Source organism: Streptococcus taonis (assembly GCF_029948085.1).
In the GTDB taxonomy this organism is placed as follows: domain Bacteria; phylum Bacillota; class Bacilli; order Lactobacillales; family Streptococcaceae; genus Streptococcus; species Streptococcus taonis.
This window is the reverse complement of sequence record NZ_JARZZP010000022.1, coordinates 1-18,717: the sequence shown is the minus strand read 5'-3', so window position 1 is coordinate 18,717 and position 18,717 is coordinate 1. Positions and strand designations below refer to the sequence as shown.

At 40.7% G+C, this 18,717-nt stretch carries 17 protein-coding genes and 12 tRNA genes; all 29 read right to left on the bottom strand.

Features of this window, described 5'->3' with window-relative positions; all coding sequences use genetic code 11:
- Window positions 1-231: 231 nt before the first annotated feature.
- Window positions 232-1,446, bottom strand: coding sequence for a pyridoxal phosphate-dependent aminotransferase (locus QEZ38_RS09485; protein ID WP_045762715.1), 1,215 nt, complete (start codon window positions 1,444-1,446; stop codon window positions 232-234).
- A 694-nt stretch (window positions 1,447-2,140) separates the two neighbouring features.
- The gene (gltX, locus tag QEZ38_RS09480) at window positions 2,141-3,748 is read right to left on the bottom strand and encodes a glutamate--tRNA ligase (RefSeq protein ID WP_281335760.1); all 1,608 of its coding nucleotides are present in this window, start codon (window positions 3,746-3,748) and stop codon (window positions 2,141-2,143) included.
- 131 nt (window positions 3,749-3,879) lie between these two features.
- Window positions 3,880-5,229 carry a glucose-6-phosphate isomerase gene (locus tag QEZ38_RS09475; RefSeq protein WP_006595458.1) on the bottom strand — a complete coding sequence of 450 codons (1,350 nt, stop codon included), beginning with the start codon at window positions 5,227-5,229 and terminating at the stop codon, window positions 3,880-3,882.
- A gap of 168 nt (window positions 5,230-5,397) precedes the next feature.
- Window positions 5,398-6,087 (bottom strand): gamma-glutamyl-gamma-aminobutyrate hydrolase family protein, encoded by a 690-nt coding sequence (locus QEZ38_RS09470; protein WP_045614750.1) that lies wholly within the window; start codon window positions 6,085-6,087, stop codon window positions 5,398-5,400.
- Window positions 6,088-6,374: 287 nt separating this feature from the next.
- Complete coding sequence (locus tag QEZ38_RS09465) at window positions 6,375-8,141, bottom strand: ABC transporter ATP-binding protein (protein WP_281335759.1); 1,767 nt, start codon at window positions 8,139-8,141, stop codon at window positions 6,375-6,377.
- 1 nt (window position 8,142) lies between these two features.
- On the bottom strand, window positions 8,143-9,849 hold the full coding sequence (locus QEZ38_RS09460) for an ABC transporter ATP-binding protein (RefSeq protein ID WP_281335758.1): 1,707 nt from the start codon (window positions 9,847-9,849) through the stop codon (window positions 8,143-8,145).
- A gap of 189 nt (window positions 9,850-10,038) precedes the next feature.
- Window positions 10,039-10,740, bottom strand: a complete 702-nt coding sequence (locus QEZ38_RS09455; protein WP_281335757.1) for a histidine phosphatase family protein — start codon at window positions 10,738-10,740, stop codon at window positions 10,039-10,041.
- Window positions 10,741-10,798: 58 nt separating this feature from the next.
- On the bottom strand, window positions 10,799-11,236 hold the full coding sequence (comGG, locus tag QEZ38_RS09450) for a competence type IV pilus minor pilin ComGG (protein ID WP_281335756.1): 438 nt from the start codon (window positions 11,234-11,236) through the stop codon (window positions 10,799-10,801).
- Window positions 11,214-11,675 carry a competence type IV pilus minor pilin ComGF gene (gene comGF, locus QEZ38_RS09445; RefSeq protein WP_281335755.1) on the bottom strand — a complete coding sequence of 154 codons (462 nt, stop codon included), beginning with the start codon at window positions 11,673-11,675 and terminating at the stop codon, window positions 11,214-11,216. Before comGF ends, comGG begins: the two co-directional genes overlap by 23 nt.
- Window positions 11,638-11,940, bottom strand: coding sequence for a competence type IV pilus minor pilin ComGE (gene comGE / locus QEZ38_RS09440; protein WP_075231872.1), 303 nt, complete (start codon window positions 11,938-11,940; stop codon window positions 11,638-11,640). The genes comGF and comGE overlap by 38 nt, the downstream gene beginning before the upstream one ends.
- The gene (gene comGD / locus QEZ38_RS09435; RefSeq protein WP_281335754.1) at window positions 11,903-12,337 is read right to left on the bottom strand and encodes a competence type IV pilus minor pilin ComGD; all 435 of its coding nucleotides are present in this window, start codon (window positions 12,335-12,337) and stop codon (window positions 11,903-11,905) included. Before comGD ends, comGE begins: the two co-directional genes overlap by 38 nt.
- Window positions 12,300-12,623 carry a competence type IV pilus major pilin ComGC gene (gene comGC, locus QEZ38_RS09430; protein WP_281335753.1) on the bottom strand — a complete coding sequence of 108 codons (324 nt, stop codon included), beginning with the start codon at window positions 12,621-12,623 and terminating at the stop codon, window positions 12,300-12,302. Before comGC ends, comGD begins: the two co-directional genes overlap by 38 nt.
- Window positions 12,624-13,667, bottom strand: coding sequence for a competence type IV pilus assembly protein ComGB (gene comGB / locus QEZ38_RS09425; protein WP_281335752.1), 1,044 nt, complete (start codon window positions 13,665-13,667; stop codon window positions 12,624-12,626). It abuts the gene before it with no gap.
- Entirely contained in the window at window positions 13,588-14,529 is a 942-nt protein-coding gene (comGA, locus tag QEZ38_RS09420) for a competence type IV pilus ATPase ComGA (RefSeq protein ID WP_281335751.1), read from the bottom strand. Before comGA ends, comGB begins: the two co-directional genes overlap by 80 nt.
- A 58-nt stretch (window positions 14,530-14,587) precedes the next feature.
- Window positions 14,588-14,965 (bottom strand): DUF1033 family protein, encoded by a 378-nt coding sequence (locus tag QEZ38_RS09415; protein ID WP_007555701.1) that lies wholly within the window; start codon window positions 14,963-14,965, stop codon window positions 14,588-14,590.
- A 137-nt stretch (window positions 14,966-15,102) separates the two neighbouring features.
- Window positions 15,103-16,161: a zinc-dependent alcohol dehydrogenase family protein gene (locus QEZ38_RS09410; protein ID WP_000649456.1), complete on the bottom strand. Its 1,059-nt coding sequence runs from the start codon at window positions 16,159-16,161 to the stop codon at window positions 15,103-15,105.
- 138 nt (window positions 16,162-16,299) lie between these two features.
- Window positions 16,300-17,451 carry an N-acetylglucosamine-6-phosphate deacetylase gene (gene nagA, locus QEZ38_RS09405; protein ID WP_060956243.1) on the bottom strand — a complete coding sequence of 384 codons (1,152 nt, stop codon included), beginning with the start codon at window positions 17,449-17,451 and terminating at the stop codon, window positions 16,300-16,302.
- 157 nt (window positions 17,452-17,608) lie between these two features.
- Window positions 17,609-17,692: transfer RNA gene (locus QEZ38_RS09400), tRNA-Leu, on the bottom strand.
- A 9-nt stretch (window positions 17,693-17,701) separates the two neighbouring features.
- Window positions 17,702-17,773, bottom strand: a tRNA-Gln gene (locus QEZ38_RS09395).
- A 12-nt stretch (window positions 17,774-17,785) separates the two neighbouring features.
- Window positions 17,786-17,858: transfer RNA gene (locus tag QEZ38_RS09390), tRNA-His, on the bottom strand.
- Window positions 17,859-17,872: 14 nt separating this feature from the next.
- Window positions 17,873-17,943: transfer RNA gene (locus tag QEZ38_RS09385), tRNA-Trp, on the bottom strand.
- Window positions 17,944-17,948: 5 nt separating this feature from the next.
- Window positions 17,949-18,029: transfer RNA gene (locus tag QEZ38_RS09380), tRNA-Tyr, on the bottom strand.
- 12 nt (window positions 18,030-18,041) lie between these two features.
- Window positions 18,042-18,114: transfer RNA gene (locus QEZ38_RS09375), tRNA-Phe, on the bottom strand.
- A 3-nt stretch (window positions 18,115-18,117) separates the two neighbouring features.
- Window positions 18,118-18,191 (bottom strand) — tRNA-Met (locus tag QEZ38_RS09370).
- Window positions 18,192-18,201: 10 nt separating this feature from the next.
- Window positions 18,202-18,291 (bottom strand) — tRNA-Ser (locus tag QEZ38_RS09365).
- Between the two features lie 6 nt (window positions 18,292-18,297).
- Window positions 18,298-18,369, bottom strand: a tRNA-Glu gene (locus QEZ38_RS09360).
- A gap of 9 nt (window positions 18,370-18,378) precedes the next feature.
- Window positions 18,379-18,452 (bottom strand) — tRNA-Ile (locus QEZ38_RS09355).
- Window positions 18,453-18,488: 36 nt separating this feature from the next.
- A tRNA-Gly gene (locus tag QEZ38_RS09350) sits at window positions 18,489-18,559 on the bottom strand.
- Between the two features lie 5 nt (window positions 18,560-18,564).
- A tRNA-Val gene (locus QEZ38_RS09345) sits at window positions 18,565-18,637 on the bottom strand.
- Window positions 18,638-18,717 lie beyond the last annotated feature (80 nt).

Genomic DNA, 18,717 nt, shown 5'->3' with positions numbered 1-18,717 from the left:
GGCTTCCGGAACTTTGAAAACTTTAAAACTAGAATCCTCATTGCTTTGAACATCAAAAAGGAGAGAACCATGTTGGTCCTCTCCAGGTTATAACTTTTCATCAACCCACTACAGTTGACAAAGAGCCTTTTAAAAACATGAAAAAACTCAGAGAAACAATGTTAAAATCATCAAAACATTTGATTTCTCTGAGATAAAATTTGCTGATTGTACTCGAAACCTAGATCGTTCTTATCTACGATACTGCTTCAAGAAACGGGTCATCTTTTCTTGAATTTGGGCTAATTCATCGACACGTGGCAGATAAACGATACGGAAGTGATCTGGCTCTTTCCAGTTAAATCCTCGTCCATGAACCAAAAGCACCTTCTCTTGCTTCAAGAAATCAAGAACAAACTGTTCATCATCATCGATACGATACATATTGCGGTCAATTTTAGGGAAGATATAAAGACCCGCTTTAGGTTTAACCGCAGACAAACCTGGGATATCTTGAATGGCATTATAAATGAAGTTTCTTTGCTCGTAGATACGACCACCTGGTAAGAGTAATTCGTCCACCGATTGGTGACCACCTAGTGAAGTTTGAACAACCTGTTGAGCCAAGACGTTGGAACAAAGGCGCATGTTTGAAAGCATGTTGAGACCTTCAATATAGCCCTTTACATGATGTTTAGGCCCAGACAAGACCATCCAACCTACACGGAAACCAGCGATGCGGTGAGATTTAGACAGACCATTCATGCTGACACAGAAAAGGTCTGGAGCCAAACTTGCTACTGGTGTGTGGACATTGCCGTCCATAACCATACGGTCGTAAATTTCATCCGCAAAGATAATCAAGTCATTTTGACGAGCAATCTCAATGATATCTAGTAAGAGTTCTTTAGGATAAAGGGCTCCCGTTGGATTATTTGGATTGATCAAAACAATAGCCTTAGTATTTGAACTAATCTTAGACTTAATGTCATCTAGGTCTGGATACCATTCAGCTTCTTCATCACAGACGTAGTGAACGGCATTTCCTCCAGCCAAGCTAACTGCAGCTGTCCAAAGTGGGTAGTCAGGCATTGGAACCAAGACTTCATCGCCATTGTCCAAGAGACCTTGCATGGACATAACAATTAGCTCACTAACACCATTTCCAAGATAGATATCATCAATACCTACATTTGGGAATTTTTTGAGCTGACAGTACTGCATAATAGCTTTGCGGGCTGAAAAGATACCTTTTGAATCTGAATAACCTTCACTATCACGCGCATTCATAATCAAATCATGGATAACCTCATCTGGTGCGGTAAAACCAAACTCAGCTGGGTTCCCTGTATTCAAACGGAGGATTTTTTCTCCATTTGCTCGCATACGCATGGCTTCCTCAAGAACTGGTCCACGAATATCATAAGCCACATGCTCTAATTTGATTGATTTGTTAAATTCTTTCATTTGATTTCCTCAATTCATCAGGATAGTTAATATTATACCACTTGATAGAAAAATCGTAAATCGCCCAGTACTATTCCACAAAAAAACCTTGCTTAACGCAAGGTAAACAGAGCAAGGTCGATTTCTTTCTATTTTTGGGAGAAGAAAGAGAAAAATATGCACCTCTAGTAAGATATACATCTAAATCTAAAGTCTCGCATATAAACTTCGAATCGAAAACGAAGGCATCGTTATGGATGATAGTTGCATGAACTCATGAATTTCTTCCTGTGTCCAGCAAAACGCAAAGAAAAAATAAGTCGACTCAACAAACAACATAGACGATGTCTGGGCTAATTCGAGTCTGTTTGTAAAGAATTTTACCATATCACTGACTTCTTTTCCCTGCCCTGTCACTTAGTATTATACACTAAAACTTTTGCATTTTCAAATAAGTACATATAAAAAGAACTCTTTTTAAAGCGTCACTTAAAAATTTATACTCAATGAAAATCAAAGAGCAAACTAGGAAGCTAGCCGCAGGTTGCTCAAAGCACGGCTTTGAGGTTGCAGATAAAGCTGACGTGGTTTGAAGAGATTTTCGAAGAGTATTAATTGAATATGATTCTGCTTTGGCAATAAAAAAGAGAGAACCATGTGATTCTCTCAGATTTTACTTCTACAAATATCTGGAACGAAATTTAGTTTCGTAAGATTATTTCGCAATTTCAGCCAACATTTTTTCAATGTGTTGAATTGATTTTTCACGTCCAAGCAAGTAGATGGTATCTGGCAATTCAGGACCATGCATTTCACCTGAAACGGCGATACGGATTGGCATGAAGAGATTCTTCCCTTTGATACCTGTTTCTTTTTGGACTGCTTTGATTTGTGGGAAGATATTTTCTACCACAAACTCATCTTCTGACATAGCTTCAAGTTTGGCTTTGAAGGCTTCAAGTACAGTTGGCACTGTTTCACCAGCCATGACTTCTCGTTCTACTTCTGTCAATTCTGGGAAGTCTGAGAAGAAGAGATCTGTCAATGGAACGATTTCATCCACTGATTTCATTTGTGGTTTGTAGAGTTCCACGAGCTTTCTTGCTTTCTTAGTAGTCTTAGTCATATCAGTAAGAATTGAATCTGAATCAGGCAGTTCATAATTAAACAATTGATTGACCGACATAAAACCAAGAATTCCGGATCCAGAATTGTTATTAGCTTGACGCAGTCCTCTATTTTTAGTTTCTGGCTCTTCATAAAGACGTCCTGCTTTTTCAAGGAAAGGCTTAGCCAGTTCAAAGATCCTTTCAAAATCTGCATTCTTGATGTATTCGTTGTTCATCCAGTCTAGTTTCTTCTGGTCGAAGGCTGCTGGAGACTTGCTGAGGCGGTTTTCATCAAAGAGTTGAATGAGTTCTTCGCGAGAAAAGATTTCGTCTTCCCCACCAGGATTCCAACCAAGCAGAGCGATAAAGTTAAAGACTGCTTCTGGAAGGTAACCTTTCTTACGGTAATCTTCGATAAATTGAAGGGTGTTGGTATCACGTTTAGACAACTTCTTACCCGTTTCAGAGTTGATGATCAAGGTCATGTGACCAAATTCTGGTGCTTCCCATCCAAGCGCTTCATAAACCATGAGCTGTTTTGGTGTATTAGCAATGTGGTCATCTCCACGGATAACATGAGAAATTTGCATATCGTGGTCATCAATAACAACAGCAAAGTTGTAAGTTGGATATCCGTCTTTCTTTTGAATCACCCAGTCACCACCAATATTGCTACCTTCAAACTCGATATCACCTTTGACCATATCGTGCCACTTGTAGATACCAGACTCATTAACAGCCAAACGAACGGTTGGGATGATCCCTGCTGCTTCACGCTCTGCGATGTAAGTTGCTTTTTCTTCTTGGCTCATACCAAGATATTCATTGATGTAACGCGGTGTTTCACCAGCTGCTTCTTGGCGTTCGCGCTCAGCTGCCAATTCTTCTTCTGTAACGTATGATTTGTAGGCTTTTCCTTCAGCTAGCAATTGGTCGATATATTTTTGATAGAGTTCCAAACGCTCTGATTGGCGGTAGTTTTCATGAGTCTCTGGACTTTCATCCCAATCCATGCCCAACCAACGAAGGTTTTCAAGCTGTGAACGTTCTCCGTCTTCAACGTGACGCTTACGGTCAGTATCCTCGATACGGATGATAAAAGTTCCACCATGGTGGCGTGCATACAAGTAGTTAAACAATGCTGTACGGGCATTTCCGATGTGTAGTAGTCCTGTTGGACTTGGTGCATAACGCACACGAATATCTTTTGACATATCTTCTCCTATAAAGTCTCTAGGCGTCTGCCTTTTTGCTCTCTATATTATATCACAAGTCGTGCCAGAGTCCAATTTCTCTTTTCGAGAAATAGTAAAAAGAGTGGTAAAACCACTCTTTATTGAATCTATTATAGACGAGCGTTGAGTTCTTTGCTCAATTCTTCAAATCCTGGTTTACCAAGAAGGGCAAACATGTTACGTTTGTAAGCCTCAACACCCGGTTGGTCAAATGGGTTGATGGCATTCAAGTAACCTGAAAGGGCGATAGCCAATTCGAAGAAGTAGATAGTGTATCCAAGAGTGAAGGCATCTTGCTCAGGAAGAGTCACGTACATGTTTGGCACGTCACCATCTGTGTGGGCAAGAAGAACACCGTCAGTCGCTTTTTTGTTTACGAAGTCAACGTCTTTTCCTTGGAGGTATCCAAGTCCGTCAAGATCTTCTTCCAAAGTAGGGATAATCACGTTCTTACGTGGTTTGTCAACACGGACAACTGTTTCAAACATGATACGAGTTCCTTCTTGGATAAATTGACCCAATGAGTGCAAGTCTGTTGAGAAGTTAGCTGAAGTTGGGTAAATCCCTTTTTGGTCTTTCCCTTCTGACTCACCAGCCAATTGTTTCCACCATTCTGAGAAGTATTGAAGTGATGGCTCGTAGTTTACTAAGATTTCAGTTGCATAGCCTTTACGGTAAAGGATGTTACGCACTGCAGCATATTGGTAAGCTTCGTTTTCTGAAAGTTTGTCTGAAGTGTAATCTTTACGAGCTGCGTTAGCACCTTCCATAAGGGCTTTGATGTCTGCACCTGATGCAGCGATTGGAAGCAATCCAACTGCTGTCAATACTGAGAAGCGTCCACCGATATCATCTGGAACAACAAATGTTTCCCAACCGTTAGCATCTGCTTCAACTTTAACAGCACCTTTTTGGCGGTCAGTTGTTGCGTAGATACGTTTGTTAGCTTCTTCTTGACCGTATTTCTTAACCAAGAGTTCTTTGAAGACACGGAAAGCGATGGCTGGTTCAGTTGTTGTACCTGATTTAGAAATCACGTTCACTGAGAAGTCTTTATCTGAAACATACTCTACCAAGTCAGCAAGGTAAGTTGATGAGATTGAGTTCCCAGCGTAAAGGATTTGTGGCGCTTTGCGTTCTTCTTTTGTTTGCAAGTTTGCAAAGTGGTGGTTCAAGAAGTCAATGGCTGCTTTAGCTCCAAGGTATGATCCACCGATACCGATAACAACCAAAACATCGCTGTCTGCTTTGATTTGTTCAGCAGCTTTCAAGATGCGGTCAAATTCTTCGCGGTCGTAGTTCTCAGGAAGGTCCAACCAACCCAAGAAGTCGCTACCAGCACCAGTTCCTTTACGGATCAATTCGTCTGCTGCTGTAACTTGTGCTTGCATGTACTCCACTTCATGTGGTGCAACAAATTTGTCTAATACTTTTGAATAATCAAATTTAATATGTGACATAGTATTCCTCCAAAATTTCTTCTTTTCTATCATAACGCTTACTAACAATTTTTTCAAGTTTTTATACTAAAAATTTCCAATTTTTATCACAATTCAAACGTTTGCGTAAAAACGCGACTCTATAAAAATTCGTAAGTGATGAATAAAAAACGACTAGGTTTCTAGTCGTTACAATTCATTCAATAAATACTCAAATAATTCTAAGTTGCCATCTTCTTCATTGACCAGAAATTCTGGATGCCACTGGAGACCAATAATACGGTGTTCATCAATGGATTCAATTGCTTCAACAGTTTGGTCACGTGGATCCACAGCCGTCACACGGAAATTTGGTGCCAAGTCTTTAATACTCTGACGATGTACTGAGTTAACCTGACTTTCTTTACCAAATAATTTAGACACTACACTGCCATCCACTGTCTCAATAGAATGTGAAGTCCCAAAAGGTAGACCTTGCCAGTGACCTTCAATCTCCTGATTGAGCGTACCACCAAAGGCAACGTTGACCAGTTGAACACCACGGCAAATGGCTAAAATTGGTTTGTTCTGACGTAGAGCCTCTTGTAGAAGGGCCAACTCAAACTCATCGCGTGCTAGGTTATAATCATCGCTATCAATCGTTTTTTCCTCACCATAAAATTGAGGATGGACATTTTGCCCTCCAGTCAAGATGAGTTTATCAATCATTTCTACATAGTCATGGACCACCGACTCATCACCAACCGGAATGACCAAAGGAAGTCCGCCAACCTGACGAATACTCTCAGCAAATTTACAAGAGACTGATGAATGAATATTTTTTCCTTCTGCGTCCACAGGACATAGGTTTGCCGCTACTCCAACAACTGTTCTTGCCATCACTGATTTCCTTTCCTTTTCCATTGATAATCTTATCTTATCATCCTTGCCCACTCCTGTCTAATATGTATTTTTTAAGTCCGTGATAAAATTTTTTTATCAGAAAAAGTTGCCCAAAATTAGGACAACTTTTTTGCTTATACTCAATGAAAATCAAAGAGCAAACTAGGAAGCTAGCCGCAGGTTGCTCAAAACACAGTTTTGAGGTTGTGGATAGAACTGACGAAGTCAGTAACACATATACGGCAAGGGACGCTGACGTGGTTTGAAGAGATGTTCTAAGAGTATTATTCAAAGACAAATTGATTATGGTACAGTTCAGAGTAAAAGCCTCCAAGCTTGAGTAATTCGTGATGATTTCCTTGTTCGATAACCTCACCATCCTTAAGGACAATAATCTGATCCGCATTGAGAATTGTTTTCAAGCGATGGGCAATCACAAAACTAGTTCTTCCTGCCACAATAGCTTCCATGGCATTTTGAATCTTGCTTTCTGTTACAGTATCAACGTTAGAGGTTGCCTCATCCAAGATTAAGACCTGCGGATCTGTCATCAAGGTACGGGCGATGGAAATCAACTGTTTTTGGCCAGTTGAGAAGACGCTCTGGTCATCATTAATCAAAGTATCATACTTATCTGGCAGGCTTTCGATGTAGTCATGGATGTGTGTAGCCTTAGCTGCTGCTTCGACCATTTCCTGACTAGCTTCTGGTACACCAAATCGAATATTGTCTCGTATGGTGCCACTAAACAAAACAGAGTCCTGTAAGACAATTCCTACTTTACTTCGCAAACTATCCAGGTCAAATTCGCGGATATCTCTACCATCAAAGCTGATACTTCCTGCATCCACATCATAAAAACGATTGATTAAGTTCATAATGGTTGTTTTCCCTGAACCTGTCGGACCAACAACTGCAATCATTTTCCCTTTTGGAGCTGAAATGCTGACATCTTTCAGAATTGGTTTTCCCGGGAGGTAGGAGAAGTCTACGCTACGAATCTCCACACCATCTTTTAATTCGGTAAAGACTGGAGCATCTTGAGGACGAATTTCTTCTTCTGCATCAAACATTTCTTGGATACGGTCTGCACCTGTAAAGGCCAGTTGCAAACTTCCCCAGCTCGCCGCTAATTGGATAATGGGCTGGTAATACTGTTGCGAGAACTGAGTAAACATGACAATCAAGCCCAGAGCAGTTGCTGTCTCGATGTTTTTATCATTCAGTAAGACAGCTGATCCTACAAAAATAACTACTGCTGTGTTGACCAAACTCATCCCGTTCATGACAGGGAAAAGAATTCCTGAGAACATTCTTCCCTTGAAAGTGGCTTTTCGAACCCGTTCATTCTGCTCGACAAAACCAGCAATCACATCTTCTTGAATGCCTTGAACAATAACGGCTTTTTGTCCAGAGATACTCTCATCCATATAAGCATTGAGCTTCCCAACTTCCTTTTGTTGGAGGTTTGTATATTTCCGCGCTAGCTTCAGGATAAAGAACAACATGATAACTGCTATCGGAGTGCTGGCAATTGTGATTAAAGCCAAGGTGACATTTTTTGCGAACATGACAATCAGCAAGCCAATATAAAGGGCAATATTGGTCATGACAGACACTAAACTTTCGTTGAAAGCTTGGAGAATATTATCCAAATCACTAGTAAAACGAGACAGGATGTCTCCATCTTGATGGCGGTCAAAGAAGGAAACTGTCAAGCGAGAAAGCTTGCCAAAAAGTCCCTTACGCATCTCATTTGTAGATTCGGCAATAATGCGGCTCATCAAGACCATATAGATGAGACTAGAAACTACTAAAACAATCAAAATATAGGCAAGATTGATTAGGAGCCCCAATAGACTTTGCCAAACCATATCTGGATTTCCATTTTGATAGGCTTTAACCAAATTAGCCAGCTCTGTGACTGTTTGACCTGCAAATACTGGAAAGAGGGCTTGTGCTACCGTTGCAATGATAATCATAGCAATGACAACGATAAAGGATATCTTGTAAACTTTAAAATAGTTCCAAAAAAATTCAAATGTCTTCATCCTACTCCTCCTTTCCTTTTTGCGTTTCGTAAATTTCACGATAAACTGGGTTTGTTGCAACCAAGTCAGCATGCTTACCTTGACCAATCAAACGCCCTTGGTCAAGCACTAAAATTTTATCAGCATGAACAACAGAGCTAATCTTTTGCGCGATGATAATCGTAGTCGTCCCCTTCAAATCCTTGTTGAGGGCTTCTTGGACCAAACGTTCTGATTTGGCATCAAGGGCGGAGGTTGAATCATCGAAAATCAATATCTTAGGATTGCTGACAATCCCACGCGCAATGGACATTCTTTGTTTTTGTCCACCAGAAAAGTTAGTTCCACGTTCCTCAACCGGACTTTCAAAAGCCAATTCCATGCGACTAATAAATTCACTCGCTTGGGCAATACGAGCTGCGCGTTCCATTTCTGAAACTGTCGCATCTCCCTTTCCTTGTCTGAGATTATCTGCGATGGTTCCACTAAAGAGAATGGCTCTTTGTAGAACGATAGAGACTGTCTTGCGAAGTGTCCCTTCACTAACTGTACGAATGTCCTTTCCACCAATTTTGATCGAACCTTGCTGAGGATCAAACAGTCGTGGAATCAACTGAGCCAAGGTTGATTTACCTGCACCAGTTGCTCCGACAACCCCAACCATCTTACCAGCTGCAATATCGAAAGATACATCTTTTAGGATAGGTTCTTCATCATTTGGATAGGTGAAGGTTACATTTTCAAAACTGAGACTTCCTTCCAATTCTTCATCTTCCACATCCTTGAAGGTCATAGCAGGTTCTGTATCCAGGATTTCACGAATACGACGGAAGGAAATCATAGCACGAGTGACTGAATTCCCCAAAAATCCAACCATGACGATGGTAAAGATAATCTGACTCAGATAGTTCACAAAGGAAGCAATGGAACCAACTACTGATGGATCTGACTCTGCCATACCTGCTACAAGCCAGATTGAGAGAAAAACAGCCCCATAAGAAATCAACATCATTGCAGGTTGCATAACAGAAAAGGCATAACCAATATAAAGGTTTTCTCCCAATAATTCATCTGACACCTGCGTAAACTTATCAAACTGATCTTTTTCTCTTACAAAAGACTTAACCACGCGCACACCACGCAAATTTTCTTTAGCAATGGCATTGATACGCTCTAGTAAGGTCTGGAACTTTGAAAAGCGTGGTCCCACCACTCCCATCATAAATCCCATTATGACAACAATCAGAACGACCATGAGAACTAGCACCCACCATAGAGAAGGTAGGGTGACAACTGCTAGAATAAAGGAACCGATAAACAAAAGTGGTAGTCGAAAGAGAATTTGGAAGGTCATCATGACTACGTTTTGAATCTGGTTGATGTCATTGGTCATACGAACAACAAGATTCCCTGCGTTAAATTCCTCAATATTAGCGTATGAAAAAGTTTGAATCTTACGAAAGGCATCTTCACGTAAGTCAGACGAAACTCCTTGAGCAATGTAAGCTGCTAACACTACATTGATCCCACCTGCAACCAAACCAATCAAGGCAACAAGAATCAACCAAAAACCGATAGTATAAATAGCTTCATTATCACCCGTTAGCAGGGCCTCTAAAACCTCCTGCAAATAACGTGGTTGCAAGAGTGAACTCGTTACCATTAGACCTGTCATAACCAAGGAAGCCAGGGCCTGCCATTTATAGGCTTTTATTTTCTGAAACAGCATATTTCCCCCTTATAAGATAGACAAAAGGGGACGACAGTTCTGTCAGTCCCTTCTTATGCTTTCATGTTGATACTATTCTAACAAAAAAGAATGCTATTGTCAAAGTACTCAGCTCTCCGAAGCTTGTGCAAGCAAGACATTAGCATTCTATCAATCCTTTAAAAATTCTTCTAAATTTAGTGCTGAATGTTATTGTTCTGAACTATCTTGCTCGTCTAGCTTAACTCGTCCAATTTCACGGTAGCTACGGTCCCCAACAATCTGGACTGAGAACTGACCATCTTCGTACTCTAGAATCGTCACACTTCCGTTATCAAGACCATGTGGATGCATGCCGTTAATGAGGTAAACAATGGTACCAATAGTCATTCCATGGCTGACTACCAGGGCATTTCCTCCACCATTGGCTTCCATTTCCTTGGCAATGGCTTCAAAGCCTTCCCAGATACGACCACTTAGTTTTTCCCAGCCCTCAGCCCAGCCTGCTGTATCCACTTCTACCAAACCTTCAGCTAGCTCCGCATAGGACAAACGATGCACATGATCGACATTAAAAATACGAGGAATAATCCCCATAAAAAGATCTCCATCATAAGCACCATCAAAGCTACCAAAGCACCACTCACGGATTCGCTTATCCATACGATAAGGAATTTGTCCTGTCAAACCTAGTTCCTCAAGGATAATTCCCATAGTTTGGATGGTACGTCCTGAGTCACTCGAGTAAGAACGCTCAAACTTTAAGCCTGACTCACGCAAGCCAATTCCCAATTCATGAATACCTCGCTCACCTTCAGCTGTTAAAGGAGTATCACTCCAACCTTGAGCACGCCCAATCGTATTAAACATTGTTTTCCCATGACGCACTAGATACAATTTCACACTTGCCATTTTTGGTCCTCCATATGTATCTATTATAGCATGATTTCAGGTAAAAACCTCGTCCAAACTACTCTGTGCCGTTCTTTGAAGGTGCTAATTTTGAAGACCTAGCAGTCTCTTTTTTGACCCCTTCTTCTGTTTTCTCCTCACTTCCTTCTTTAGACTTTTTTTCTGTTTTCTTCGTCTTGTCGTCGGTCTTTTTCAAAGGTGGAAAACGAAATTCAAATTGATTTTTTTCTGTAGAAATAGTCGTTGTGAAGAATTTTTCGTCACTTCGATAAGTTGACTTCCCTACATTAAATGACTGTTCTCCACTTTCAGAATTAGCTCTTTCATAGGTTCTCTTAGCCATCGCATAAGCCACCAGTTTCTCTTTATTTAAGACATAATCCTGATGATGAGCTACTTGCCGGTTCAGATAAAACTGCAACAGAAGACTAAAAATACCTGACATTACAAGGGCATAAAGAAGAACGCCTGCTCTAACTTTTTTCTTTTTCAACACGATAGATGAACTCCCTCTCTAGTCCCTTTTCAAACTGAAAATTAAAATGAACATTTTGCCCGTTTTGGTAAATATGAGCTGATTTCAGACCGTAAACCATCGGCTGGTAGCCACGTCCACTGGCATCTGTTTTCCGAAAATCATCTGACTTTGATTTTCCCATGGAAATGGGGTTCCCATCCTGTTTGAGGTAAAGTCTATCATTCTCTACTTTTTCAAATTGGGCTCGATTCAGCTCTGCTTCCAGCTGATCCACAAATAAGAGCCATTCTTTTTGCTCACTTTTCTGCTGGTAGCGAACTTCTGAAACCAAGAGTTGACTCATAGATTGAAAAAGAAGCAAACTCCCACTAATCACAATAAGAGCAACCAGGGATTCTAAAAGTGTAAAAGCTCTGACTCTACTTATCTTGAATCGCCAGTAATTTTTCAGTTCCATGATACACCTCCAAACCTCGCTCATTCGAGACAACACGAACTGTAAGCCCATTGACAGTCAACTGCTTTTGTCCCGTCTGCAAAGCCATACGAGCCACTCGCAAAACTTCTTCCTGTTCTAATAGTCTTGCTTCCTGTCGTCTACTTTCTTGAATCTGCCCCAGCAAGAGGGTTGCAATACTGGCAAAAACAGCTAGTGAAATCACTGCCTCCAGTAAAATAACCGCCTTAATTTTTTGCTTCTTGAATACGTTTAATCTTTCCATTTCCTAGATATAGTTGGTAGCGAACTACTTCTTTCCTTGTTTGAAATCTCACACTTGCAAGAGACGAATTTCCTCCAGCTTTGTCAAAGGAAATTGACTGATTGGACTGCAGTTGAATCCCTTTTGGAATGGCTAATTTCTGATAGCCATTTCCAATACTTCTCTCTTCCAAAATTAAGTTGATCTTCTGCTGACTAGCCAGACTTCGCTTCTGAGTTTCCCGATAAAGTTCCTCAAACTCCATAAAGAAAATTTGCTCTTCCACAGCCGCAAAAGTGGACTGAACTGAACTTGACAAACCCAAGGCTAACAGACTGACTATCCCTAAGACCAATAAACTTTCGAACATAGTAAAAGCCCTAATCCGCAACTGTTTGACTTGTCTTTTGTTTTGCATGGTATTCCTTATAGGCTTTTGCTTGCTCAGCAGTGATGCGTCCATCTGCCTCTAGTTTACTTAGACTAGCATCCTCATTTTTATCTAGAGTATAGAATTCGGCTTGGCTTTCTACCACCTTGACGACTGCTGCTTTACCCTTGTCATTCACTGCATCCTTTTGCTTAGTTAGATTTGGCACAAACAGTAAGAGTAGAACGCTAATGATGAGCAATACGACTAGCATTTCTACCAGTGTAAAAGCTTTTGCCTTGGCTTTCTTTAATTTCATCAACATTTTTTTCATCTAAAAATTCACCTCCATATTTTGGTACATGGGCTGCAACATGGCTGCATACAATAAAACGATTAGCAGAGCTACAAAAATAAAGACCAGTGGTTGAACTAAGTTCATCGTACGATTAACTCGGGTAAAGAAGGATTCCCACGTTTTTTCTGCATAGATTTCCAATTCGCTTCCCAACTTGGATTTGACCTCTCCATATTCAATGATTAGTCCCAACTCTCTTTTAAAAAAAGGATAATCCTGCACAACCATAGAAAATTCATGCCCATTTTGCAAGGACAGGGATAAATCATGTCCGATTTCCTTAAAAAGAGGATTTCCTTGCTCCTGCATCATCTGAAAAATCTGTGATAGCTCCAGACCTTGACCAATCATATTACCCCATTCTCGAGCATAATAGGCAGTCATATAATACTGAACAAATACACCTATAAAAGGAATTCTAGCTAGAAAAGAAAAGACTTGTATCTTCCTAGATTTTCTGTAAAGAATCAATCCTGTTAAAGATGCAAGACCTAGCAATAGAGTAATTCCCAAAAAAATCTGTGGTAGGTTGCTAATCACTAAGGTAGCTATGTTACTACTATCCAGTTGGGGCAAGAGATAATTTCGCAACCCCAACATAATGAGCAGTAAGAAAGCTAACAAAATGATTGGATAGGTCGCAACTTCGATTAACTTTTTCTTGACCTTAGCAAGATTATCTAGATACTCTTCAATTTTCCCTAAACTCAAATGAAGGTTCCCATGAACTTCAGCCAAGGAAAGTTGCGTAACAATTGAACTTGAAAAACCTAAAGTCCCCATCATTTCCGAGAAGGATTTTCCCTGCGAGAGTCCTAGACGCATCTGCGATACATATTCCTTTTCCAACAAGAGACTTCTATCTAGAAAGGAAATGATTTCTACCAGATGAAAACCACTAGAAAATAAATTGTTAAAAAGAGTGATGATTTTCTTCTGCTTACTGGTAGCTAATTTTCTCCGTTTCAGCTTGATGGGCAGTGATATGTCCTTCTTTAAGAAGCTGGTCAATTTGTCCATTCCACTTTTCTGCCTGGTGTTCTTGGTAATTTTCGTTTGCAAAATCAATAATTCCTCCTCCTGCGATTAGTCTCTGGTAACAAACACCTTGTAAAACTACTGCAAGTTCATCTTCACTGACACCAAGTTCTAAGAGGCGCTCATAAACCCCACGAACACTCTTGGCATGGATTGTCGAAAATACCGTGGCACCTGTCAGACTAGCTCGTACAACGGCACGGGCTGTTTCACTATCTCGAATTTCTCCAATGATTAAAAGATCTGGCCGATGCCGTAGGGAGAGTTTTATCAAGTTCTCATAGCTCAGTCCGATAGCTTCATTGAGCTGTAATTGTAGCATCTCTTCCTGCTTAATTTCTACTGGATCTTCTATAGACATGACCTGCTGTCCCTTGAACAATGACTTGGCTAATTCATGCATCAAAGTAGTTTTACCACTTCCTACGGGACCTGCAAATAGATAAAGCCCGCGTTGCCTAAAGCCCTTTTCCAGTTCTATAAGGTCCTGAAACCAGAAGCGCAACTCTTGTTCTTGATCATGCAAAAGGCGAATAACTAGACTCTCATGACCACGATAATCTCCCACCGTCGATAAACGTAATGAAGAAACCTTGTCTCCATGCTGATAATCACAGGAACCAAGCTGACTACGGCGTTTTTCTCCAACGTTCATCCCCGAAATAAACTTAAAATGACTAATGACAGCCCCCAACTTTTCAAAGTCATAGGTGTTAATCAAATGTCTCTCATCTCCAACTCGCATATGTAGCTCATAAATCTTTTCTTTAGGAACAAAATAGATGTCCTGAGCTCCTTGTTTTTTGGCCAGTGTAATCAATTCTTGTGCAAGTGTTTGTACCATATCTTCCTCCTCATTCTTATTATTCGAAGAAAATATAAAAAAAGAAGAAACAACTTCATTAAAAAGTTGTTTCTTCTTTTTTTATGCGACAAGTACGGTGGATTTCTAAACCAGTCTGCTTTTCGTAACCAGGTCTAAATTTTTCATCAGGAATGACTTGACCATCTTCCAACAAAGCCAAGGAATGATATTGCTGAAGAAATTCATCGCATTCTTCACACCAGCGTTTATCTTCTGGATCCCAAAAAATAGTCATCAAGTCTCCTCTACTTTTGTAAAGGGGAATCTCCTTTTCTAACTCAAACCAACAAGACTTATAATATTTCAAAGCGTCATAATAGTTATCAAATTTTTTGCTCGCAATGACGTCGTCTTCCCAGCCTTCTATAAACCACCACGGTTCAAAATCTCCGTACATTTTTATAACTCGATACATAGTTTAACTTCCTTTGTACCGTATATTATAGCGAAATTTTGAGAACAATGAAAGAATTTTGCTCATTTTCACGAATTATATAACATTTTCAAAAAATCCAGCTATTCAAAAACGAATAACTGGATTTAAAAACAAGATTAACCTTCTGAAATATCGTTTTCAATGATCACTTTAATCGCATGATGATCGGCGGCCTTACTAAATACTTCATAGGCCTTTTCTATTTCACTAAGTTTGAAATAATGAGTTACCAATTTTTCAGGTTCAATTTTATGACTTTCTAAGGCTTTCAAAAGCTGAGGAGTTGTATTGGTAGAAACCAATCCAGTAGTAACATTAATGTTACGAATCCAAAGAGTGTCCAAATCAAACTGAACTGGCTTACCATGCACACCACAGTTGGCTACTGTTCCGTCTACACCGATAATCTTTTGACAGAGATCAAACGTTGCAGGAATTCCTACCGCCTCAATAGCGACATCTACACCTCGACCATCTGTCAAATCATAAATTTCTTGAATTGCCTTTTCAGGATCTGAAGAATTAATCTTATGAGTAGCACCGAAAGAAACTGCAGTATCCAAGCGGTTATCGTCTAGGTCCACCATAATCAATTTAGCTGGTGAATAGAATTGTGCCGTCAAAAGAGCTGCCAATCCGACTGGCCCTGAACCAACGATAGCTACACTACAACCAGGCTCAACTTTCCCTTTTAAGACACCAATTTCATAGCCAGTTGGCAAGATATCAGATAACATAACCAAAGCTTCATCAGACAAGTCAGCTGGAGTATGATAAAGAGTATTATCAGCATGGGGCACACGAAGATATTCTGCTTGCATACCGTCAATCAAATGTCCAAAAATCCATCCACCTTCGTCTTCACAGTGAGCATAGATTCCCTTTTTACAGTAGTAGCATTTACCACAGGCACAAACACAAGAAATCAAAACCTTATCGCCTTTTTTGAAGTTTGAAACTCCTGCTCCAACTTCCTCTACAATACCAATTCCTTCATGTCCTAAGATTGTTCCACTCTTACAAGCAGGAACATCCCCTTTAATAATATGAAGGTCTGTACCACAAATAGTAGTCTTAACGATACGCACAATAGCATCTGTTGGCTTGCGAATAACTGGTTTGTCAACATCAACAAATGACGCAAGGCCTGGTTTAACGTAAGTATAAGCTTTCATAAGCAATCCTCCGCTTTTTTATTTGTATTGTTTATATCATAATTGTAAGCCTTTTCAATATAAAAATCAAGTAATATGTGAAAGTGTTCACGAATTTATTAAAAAAAGTAGAAACTAAAGTCGTTTCTACTTTTTAGATTATGCTTGATAGCGTTTTTCTCCATCTAGATAAGTTGCTACTAATTCCAAATCTTTATCTAGCACGATAAAGTCTGCATCGTAGCCTTCACGAATTTGTCCACAGACGTCATCGATATGAACTGATTTAGCTGGGTTCAGACTAGCCATCATGACTGCTTCATGAGGATTTGCAATTCCCCACTCAACGACATTTTTCAAACCATCTTTAAGTTTGAGAATGGAACCTGCCAAGTTACCTGTAGATTTAAGGCGAGCAGTCCCATTTGCAACTACAACTGGAAACTCCCCTAACATATAATCACCATCTTGCAAACCACCTGCTGTCATACAGTCAGTGATAAGGGCAATATTTTCAGTTCCTTTTTGTTTAAGAAGAATTTCGCAAGCCTTAGGATCCACGTGATGACCATCACAAATCAATTCTGCATAAGTGTGTGGTAACTCATACATAGCACCAACCATACCAAGTTCGCGGTGTGTTAAGCCACGCATTCCATTATATGCGTGAACCCATACACTAGCTCCAGCATCAACAGCTTTTTTTGCTTCATCAAAGGTAGCATTAGAGTGACCAAGAGCAACAGTTACACCTTCACCAGTAATAGTACGTACAAAGTCCTCAACCCCATCACGTTCAGGTGCAAGAGCAATTTTATTAAGAAGACCATTAGCAGCCTTCTGCCAAGCGCGGAACTCATCCATACGTGGATCTTTCATGTAAGCAGGGTTTTGAGCTCCTTTAAATTCCTCAGTAAAGTATGGCCCTTCAAAATAGATACCACGAATCTTAGCACCAGATGCTTCTTGATAGCGTGCACCAATGTTTTCAGTAACAGCCAGCAATTGTTCGTATGATGAAGTTAGTGTAGTTGGTAGGAAACTAGTAACACCTGTGCTAAGAAGACCTTCACTCATCGTATGAAGTGTACCTTCGATATTATTATCCATGACATCCACACCACCAAAACCATGAATGTGGGTGTCAACGAGACCAGGTGCAATGCTGTAACCAGAGTAGTCTAAAATTTCTGCATCATCCGAAATCTCTTCAACATGCTTACCAAACTTGCCATCAATAAGTTCTAAATAACCTCCACGACGAATACCATGTGGATAGAAAAATTGATCAGCTTTAATATACTTAGGCATAATGATAACCCCCTTAAGAAATAATCTACTATTTATTATGTCAATTACATTATAAACCTTTCAAAACAATTTGTAAATGGTATAGACCTTTTTTAGTGAAATTTTAATAAATTATTCAACAAAAAAACAAGGTCCGAAAACCTTGTCTTTCATACTATACCGGCGGCCGGGGTCGAACCGGCACGTCCTTGCGGACACTGGATTTTGAGTCCAGCGCGTCTGCCAATTCCGCCACGCCGGCAAAGTATAACTGGGGTAGCTGGATTCGAACCAACGCATGAGGGAGTCAAAGTCCCTTGCCTTACCGCTTGGCTATACCCCAATAATATAAATAGGCGAGTGAGGGGAATCGAACCCCCGAATGTCAGAGCCACAATCTGATGTGTTAACCACTTCACCACACCCGCCATAATTTAACTAACACGGGCAGTAGGAATTGAACCCACACTGAAGGTTTTGGAGACCTTAGTTCTACCTTTAAACTATGCCCGTAACTATGGAAGGGGAGGGATTCGAACCCCCGAACCCGAAGGAGCGGATTTACAGTCCGCCGCGTTTAGCCTCTTCGCTACCCTTCCAAAATATTTAAATGGCGCGAGACGGAATCGAACCGCCGACACATGGAGCTTCAATCCATTGCTCTACCAACTGAGCTACCGAGCCTTATTGCGGGAGCAGGATTTGAACCTACGACCTTCGGGTTATGAGCCCGACGAGCTACCGAGCTGCTCCATCCCGCGTTAATAATAAAGGAGGATGTGGGATTCGAACCCACGCACGCTTTTACACGCCTGACGGTTTTCAAGACCGTTCCCTTCAGCCGGACTTGGGTAATCCTCCAATAAATAGTCCGTACGGGATTCGAACCCGTGTTACCGCCGTGAAAAGGCGGTGTCTTAACCCCTTGACCAACGGACCATATTTCAATGGGCACGAGTGGACTCGAACCACCGACCTCACGCTTATCAGGCGTGCGCTCTAACCACCTGAGCTACGCGCCCAAGTTTTAAAAACTTGGTAAATTGAACTATGTTCAAAGCGGGTGACGAGAATCGAACTCGCGACAACAGCTTGGAAGGCTGTAGTTTTACCACTAAACTACACCCGCTAAAATGGGAGTTAACGGGATCGAACCGCTGACCCTCTGCTTGTAAGGCAGATGCTCTCCCAGCTGAGCTAAACTCCCTAGAGCTAAGCGACTTCCATATCTCACAGGGGGCAACCCCCAACTACTTCCGGCGTTCTAGGGCTTAACTTCTGTGTTCG